This window comes from Bacillus sp. JJ1532 (assembly GCF_036965085.1).
Lineage (GTDB): Bacteria > Bacillota > Bacilli > Bacillales > Cytobacillaceae > Cytobacillus.
In genome coordinates, this window is the sequence record NZ_JBALOW010000076.1 from 3,462 (window position 1) to 9,986 (window position 6,525).

General features: G+C 38.9%; 5 protein-coding genes. 4 read left to right on the forward strand and 1 reads right to left on the reverse strand.

Annotated elements, in window-relative coordinates:
• Positions 1 to 196 precede the first annotated feature (196 nt).
• The 4 genes from V7122_RS25830 to V7122_RS21140 all read left to right on the forward strand — a co-directional run bounded on the left by V7122_RS25830 (position 197) and on the right by V7122_RS21140 (position 4,681).
• A complete protein-coding gene (locus tag V7122_RS25830; protein WP_438824134.1) occupies positions 197 to 445 on the forward strand; it encodes a hypothetical protein in 249 nt (82 codons plus the stop codon).
• A gap of 56 nt (positions 446 to 501) precedes the next feature.
• Positions 502 to 1,242: a sulfite exporter TauE/SafE family protein gene (locus V7122_RS21130; protein WP_438824042.1), complete on the forward strand. Its 741-nt coding sequence runs from the start codon at positions 502 to 504 to the stop codon at positions 1,240 to 1,242.
• A 307-nt stretch (positions 1,243 to 1,549) separates the two neighbouring features.
• Positions 1,550 to 3,355 (forward strand): sigma-54-dependent Fis family transcriptional regulator, encoded by a 1,806-nt coding sequence (locus tag V7122_RS21135; RefSeq protein WP_335528870.1) that lies wholly within the window; start codon positions 1,550 to 1,552, stop codon positions 3,353 to 3,355.
• A 276-nt stretch (positions 3,356 to 3,631) separates the two neighbouring features.
• On the forward strand, positions 3,632 to 4,681 hold the full coding sequence (locus V7122_RS21140; RefSeq protein WP_335347354.1) for a 2,3-butanediol dehydrogenase: 1,050 nt from the start codon (positions 3,632 to 3,634) through the stop codon (positions 4,679 to 4,681).
• Positions 4,682 to 5,026: 345 nt separating this feature from the next.
• Here V7122_RS21140 and V7122_RS21145 read toward each other — a convergent pair whose 3' ends face one another.
• Positions 5,027 to 6,292: an MFS transporter gene (locus tag V7122_RS21145; protein WP_335528873.1), complete on the reverse strand. Its 1,266-nt coding sequence runs from the start codon at positions 6,290 to 6,292 to the stop codon at positions 5,027 to 5,029.
• Positions 6,293 to 6,525: the final 233 nt, after the last annotated feature.

Here is a 6,525-nt window from a genome sequence, read left to right on the forward strand (position 1 = left end):
TGCCAGAAATGGTTGTCATGGACCCTTCATGAAGCGTGTTTTCTGAGGAAAGTGCGAGAAACGGTCGTTATGATACTTTCATGGTGCGCGTTTTCTTTGTACTGTGCCAAAATCGCGATTTATTTAACGGAATTTTAAAAATAGTTTGAAAGTAGTAGTTAATTGCTTTACGATACGAGTAAAGTAGGTTTTCCAAATGAGAGAAGTGAGTTTTTTTAGTGAAAAAATCATATTTACCCTATTGTGTGTTCGTGTTCCGGATGTTCATCGGCGGACTAATCTGCCTAATATGATTGCCATCAAAATGGACCTGGAAGGAGTGGCTGAAATGTGCTGCATCGCTGGAGTTGGGGGCGATGTCTTGAAACGTTGGGAGACAAGGGATTGGAAATATGAAATTCATTCAAATAATATATATTATGAAAAGGGATTTTATTATGGATAGAGGACACAAGAAGAAATAGGCGGAAGAGGGGTTTTCATTTGGCTATTATATTTACGATGCTGATCTTAGGAATACTGTTAGGATTTATCGGGGCTGGCGGGGCTGGATTTATTATTGCGATTTTGACATTGATGTTTCATATCCCAATACATACGGCGTTGGGTACATCTTTAGCGGCAATGGCATTTACCTGTCTATCAGGTGTGGTCAGTCATTACCGCGAAGGCAATATCGTGTTAAAGGCGGGAATCGTTGTCGGGGCATTTGGTGCCATTGGCGCCTTTTTTGGCTCGATGATTGCCGCGATTATCCCTACTGCGCAATTGCATTGGTTCACTGGGGGCATACTGATTTTTTGTTCGATATTACTCGTTTTCCGATTATTTCTATTAAAACAGCCTTCAGCCGTGCAGGAGGCCTCAGCTGCTTCAGAAAATAATTACGGATTTTGGATTCGAGCAATTACTCTGGGGCTGCTTTCCGGTCTGATGGCAGGGTCTTTCGGCATCGGAGCTGCACCATTTATCCAGCTTGGATTAATGATCTTTTTAGGATTATCAGTCCGTCACTCCGTCGGAACCACGATGCTGGTCATGCTTCCAATCGCGATTGGCGGCAGCCTTGGATTTAGTACGGGCGGATATGTTGATGTGATTCTTCTTATACAAATATTAGTCGGTTCGATGACTGGTGCCTATATTGGCGCGAAATTCACCAACTTTGCCCCAAAATCAGTTTTAAAAATATCGATGATTTCAACGCCCGCAGTAGCTGGGCTTTTACTCCTCTTGGGCTAATAAAATGCGATTTATTTTGGCTATGGTGTTAGTCTCATAGTCAGGTAGGTTTTACTAAGTTAGGGGATTTGCTACATTCAATCGGAAAGAGGCAGGAATATGAAAAATCCCATAGTCATAGAAGGGAGATATATAGTTTGTCAGTTTATAAGCTTTAGAGAATACTAAGTTAAGGATGGTTGCAATTACCTAATCAGGAACAGAAGAAAAACTACCCAAATTATGTCATAATTAATACAAGAGAGTATGGATATTGAATCTAAAATACTAGAACTAAAGGTATTGCTCTTTAGGAGGTTTTTCTTGAATGACTAGTGCAGTGGTGACAAAGCAAACTTGGATGAGTTTTGTACAAGAAGGTTCTATCGATGAACGAAATTTGTCATATGAAATTCTCCAGTCTTGGCAATTATGTAGACAACATAACGTAAATCCGTATGATGGAGTTGCCACGAAAATTTTAAATAGAGAAGACTTTGAAAAAAAAATGAAAGAGAATCAACTATTGATCAGTTTGACGAAACAGACTCTTCCACAATTACAAAGATTTTTAAAGGCTTCCAATTATGTAACCATTTTAACGGACTCTGACGGATGTATTTTGTATAGAGCGGGTGAAAGTTCCATTGTAAATGCAGCAGAGCGTATTTCCTTTAAAGAGGGAGTAACATGGATTGAGGAGGAAGTAGGTACAAATGCGATTGGGTTGGTAAAGAGATGGCTAAAACCGATAAACGTTAATGGCTATGAGCATTTTGCTAGAGCCTCTCAATCTTGGAACTGCTTTGCTGCTCCGATTCTCAATCAAAATCAAGAACTGTTAGGGGTGCTCAATATTTCAAGCATGACTCCTCCTAGTAATGTTCATTATGTATTATCGTCTGTGCAGTTAGCTGCTGACACCATTTCATTGGCTTGGAGAAAGACAGTACAAGAAGATATTGAATGGTTATCAAGAAATGACTTCTATTCAGATAGTCCTTCTATTATATGTTCATGGGATAAAACCATTTGTGCTTTATCGCCTCAACTTATTCCTAATTATCAAGGTTTAATAGGTTTATCACTTACAGAAGTAGATAAAGAAGATTTAAACCTATCAAATACACTTATTCCCATCTTAAAAGAAAATAGAGTGATTGGTTACCGCATTCCGATTATGGAGGAAAAAGAACAAACCTTCACTTTGAGATTTAATGGAGTCAAAGGAGTAAGTAAAAAATATCACGATCTGTTAAATGAAGTAGAAAAAGTGGCTCCCACAGAAGCGCCTGTCCATATACTTGGGGAAACAGGTGTGGGAAAAGAATTGATTGCTGAGGCCATTCATCATAATAGTCATCGTTCAACAGGTCCTATTGTTAAGGTAAATTGTGCTGCTATTCCTGAACAGTTGTTAGAAAGTGAACTTTTTGGTTATGAACCAGGTGCCTTTACAGGAGCTAATAAAAAAGGCTTCAAAGGTAAATTTGAACAAGCAGTCGGTGGTACTCTGTTTCTTGATGAGATTGGCGAGATTTCTCATTCGATGCAAAAAGCTTTATTGAGAGTTCTTCAGCAAAAAGAGTTAACGCGTTTAGGTGGTACAGAGGTCAGGAAGGTAAATGTCCGTCTTATTACAGCGGCCAATATTGATATTAGAGATTTAGTGAAACAAGGAAAAATGAGAGAAGACTTTTTTTATCGAATTTACGTGTATCCTATGACCATTCCTCCATTACGTGAAAGAAGAGAAGATATAAAAAGTTTAATAGAAAACTTTTTTCTGAAAGAACAATGGTTTCCGCGTTGGAGAAAAAGGTTAATCAGTATTTTTACAAAGGGTCAATGGCATGGGAATGTTCGTGAATTAAAAAATTCACTCGAACGATGCAAACTACTATATGCATATAAAGTTCCTACAGATGATGAATTGTTACAATTGACATCAACTTTGGATGAAATATCATTAACAAATACTTATACACAAGTGAATAACTTTAGAGAAGAAGTAGAAATCAACAAGATTAAAGACGCACTCATCAAATATAAGGGGCATGTATCCAATGCAGCAAAGGAATTACAAATATCGAGAGCCACTTTATATCGAAAGATGAAAAAATATGATTTGTAATCATAAAGATAGAATCAGTTGGATTTCATTCCGCGGATCTTATTTATTTCGAGAGATATTTTTTAGACCAGCCACTTATAGTGAGACAAAGCGAGTCGATATGAGACAAAATGAAACAATTTGAGAAAAGTTGTTTCATTTTGTCTTTATTTTTTTATAAAAAAGGAGTTAGAAACTATATCAATGTAGTAATTTTGAAGTTGGCACGAAATTTGCATTATAGAAGTGTGTAGCAAAAATACACCAAAGAATGACGTAAGATAGGGGATGGGCTGAATGAAAGCATTAAGATGGCATAACGCAAAAGATTTAAGACTAGACAATATTGATGAACCGGTAGCAAAAAAAGGGGAAGTAAAAATTAAAGTGGAGTGGTGTGGAATTTGTGGTAGTGATTTACATGAATATACCGCAGGTCCTATTTTTATTCCAGCGGAAACACCACATCCATTAACGGGTGATAAAGCTCCTATTGTCATGGGACATGAGTTTTCTGGACAAGTTGTTGAAGTCGGTGAAGGGGTATCAAAGGTACAAGTGGGTGACCGAGTTGCAGTAGAACCAATTTATTCTTGTGGAGAATGCGAAGCTTGTAAACAAGGAAAATATAATCTTTGCTCGAAAATGGGATTCTATGGCCTGGCAGGAGGCGGAGGCGGATTTTCTGAATTCACTTCTGTGCCAGAACATATGATTCATAAGCTTCCGGAAAATGTATCTTATGAACAAGGGGCACTCGTGGAGCCATCAGCTGTTGCTCTTCATGCTGTTAAACAAAGTAAAGTCCAAGTCGGCGATAAAGTAGCTGTTTTTGGAACGGGCCCAATCGGTTTATTAGTTATTGAAGCATTAAAAGCAGCGGGTGCAGCAGAAATTTATGCAGTTGAATTATCTGAACAACGCAGACAAAAAGCAGAAGAACTAGGCGCGATCGCGATTGATCCGAATAATGGTGACGTTGTAGAGCAAATCCACCAGCTTACAAATGGTGGAGTGCATGTTTCATTTGAAGTGACTGGAGTACCGCCAGTTTTAACACAAGCCATTAACTCTACGAAATTCAACGGAGAAACTATGATTGTAAGTATTTTTGAGAAGGAAGCATCCATTCATCCTCAAAATATCGTTCTAAAGGAACGTTCAGTAACGGGGATTATCGGATATCGTGATGTTTTCCCAGCCGTCATCAGTTTAATGGCACAAGGATACTTCCCTGCAGATAAACTCGTAACGAAACGCATCACGCTTGATGAAGTAATTGATGAAGGCTTCGAAGGTCTGTTAAAAGAAAGAAACCATATTAAAATCTTAGTAAAAGCTGAATAGTTGTTTGAGAAGGTGATTATCCTCGAATTAAATTTAGCATCAAGATTCTAAATATGAAAAAAAGATGATATGAACGGCACCCCTAATTTTAGCTCTGTCTAATATTAGGAGGTGCTATTCTTAAACAAATAGATCGTTTATGTTCATTCTCTTGCTTGTATGCTAGGTTTAATTTTTCCACGACTTCTTCTGAAGAAATCTCACCGTGAATTTCTTTTCCATTAGATTAGATATTAATGGACTAGGCTCAAATGGCCCATCGATTTGATTTATATTTTGAGCAAATTCCCAGGATTTTCATCTAGCCTCTAAATTCTTATTTATGCAAATTTATTACACGACAACTCATTGTCCAACTGTTATTTTATGCTTTTCCCCCATTTTTATTTTTTGAGAGAATGATAGACTTTTAGGCAATGTAATGGATGCAAAACTAGCAAGAATGGCAAGGATCCCTGCAGCACCAAACGAAATGAAATGAGTTCCGAACACATCGAATGCCCAGCCTCCCATGAATGACCCGATGGCTGCACCGATTTGATGCCCTACAAAATAGGCGAATCCGTTTAACATTCCGAGTAACCGCACTCCGTATAAGTCACCTAAAATCGCTGTGGACATAGCAACGGAACCGGCCCATACCAACCCTCCAATAAAGGAAACGAGAAAGAGCTGCCAGGTAGTCATCGATAAAACGAGAGCGAAAAATCCAAGTCCGCGAACAAAATAGATGATAAATAAAAGATTTTTCCGTGGAAAACGGTCCGCAAGCTGCGCTAAAAACAATGTGCCAATAATGGCAACAATCCCGATCATCCCTATCCCAAACGAAGCGGTCATGGGTGAAAAATGATGATCGATCAACATCGGCACCCCATGGGAACCTAATAGATTCATCCCAAATCCACAAGCAAATAAACTAAAAATAATTTTCCAATATGTCTTTGTCATTAATGCATCCTTAAATGTGATGGCTGGTTCTTCCCGGCTAATTTTCTCGCCAGCGGCTCCCATACCGTCAGCCCCAGCCGGAACATCTTCCCTCATTATTAAAATGGCTGATGGAAGGACAAGGATGATAAATATTCCACCAAATAGTAAGAGGGTGTTCTGCCAGCCGACAAGACCAATCAGCCAGGTTTCAGCGGGCGTCATTACGGCAATCCCCGCCATTGCCCCGGTCGTTAAATAAAAAAGTGCCTTCCCTCTCTGACGGACAAACCATTTACTAATAATGGGCGATAACGTAATACTACTTAAAAAAGAAAGTCCAATCGACAGGAACACACCGAATGATAATAGAAACGAAAGCATCCCGTTGGAGTTAACCGTCCATACAATCGAAATACATACAATGGCTAATCCTATCAATAATACAAAACGTGTATGAAAAGTTTTTAATAGAATTCCAGCTAGCAACATGCCGATCCCATAAACAATCATTCCAGCTGAAACAATCAGCGAAAATTCCGTGCGAGATAACTTTAAATCCTCCATAATCGGATTGACAAAGGGACCGATGCCCATTCGCAAGCCAGTAGTAAGCAACACAATGACGGAAGCAGCGATCACAATATACCAGCCAAAATAAAGGCGATTATTTTTATCCATGTTGTACTCCCATTTCAATTTTTTTTGCAAATACTTAAGCAAACCCTTCATGGCGAGTTTTTTCATAAAGGTCCAACAAAACGAGTCTCATGAACCTTTCATAGTGAGCGTTTTTCACACGGGTGCTCCGAAACGCGAGTCATGAACCCTTCATGGCGAGGATTTTTCATAAAGGTCCAACAAAACGAGTCCCATAAACCTTTCATAGTGAGCGTTTTTCATACGGGTGCTCC

Coding starts and splice junctions, on each gene's coding strand:
- V7122_RS25830 (WP_438824134.1), top strand. CDS start 197: ATGAGAGAAGTGAGTTTTTTTAGTGAAAAAATCATATTTACCCTATTG.
- V7122_RS21130 (WP_438824042.1), top strand. CDS start 502: ATGCTGATCTTAGGAATACTGTTAGGATTTATCGGGGCTGGCGGGGCT.
- V7122_RS21135 (WP_335528870.1), top strand. CDS start 1,550: ATGACTAGTGCAGTGGTGACAAAGCAAACTTGGATGAGTTTTGTACAA.
- V7122_RS21140 (WP_335347354.1), top strand. CDS start 3,632: ATGAAAGCATTAAGATGGCATAACGCAAAAGATTTAAGACTAGACAAT.
- V7122_RS21145 (WP_335528873.1), bottom strand. CDS start 6,292: ATGGATAAAAATAATCGCCTTTATTTTGGCTGGTATATTGTGATCGCT.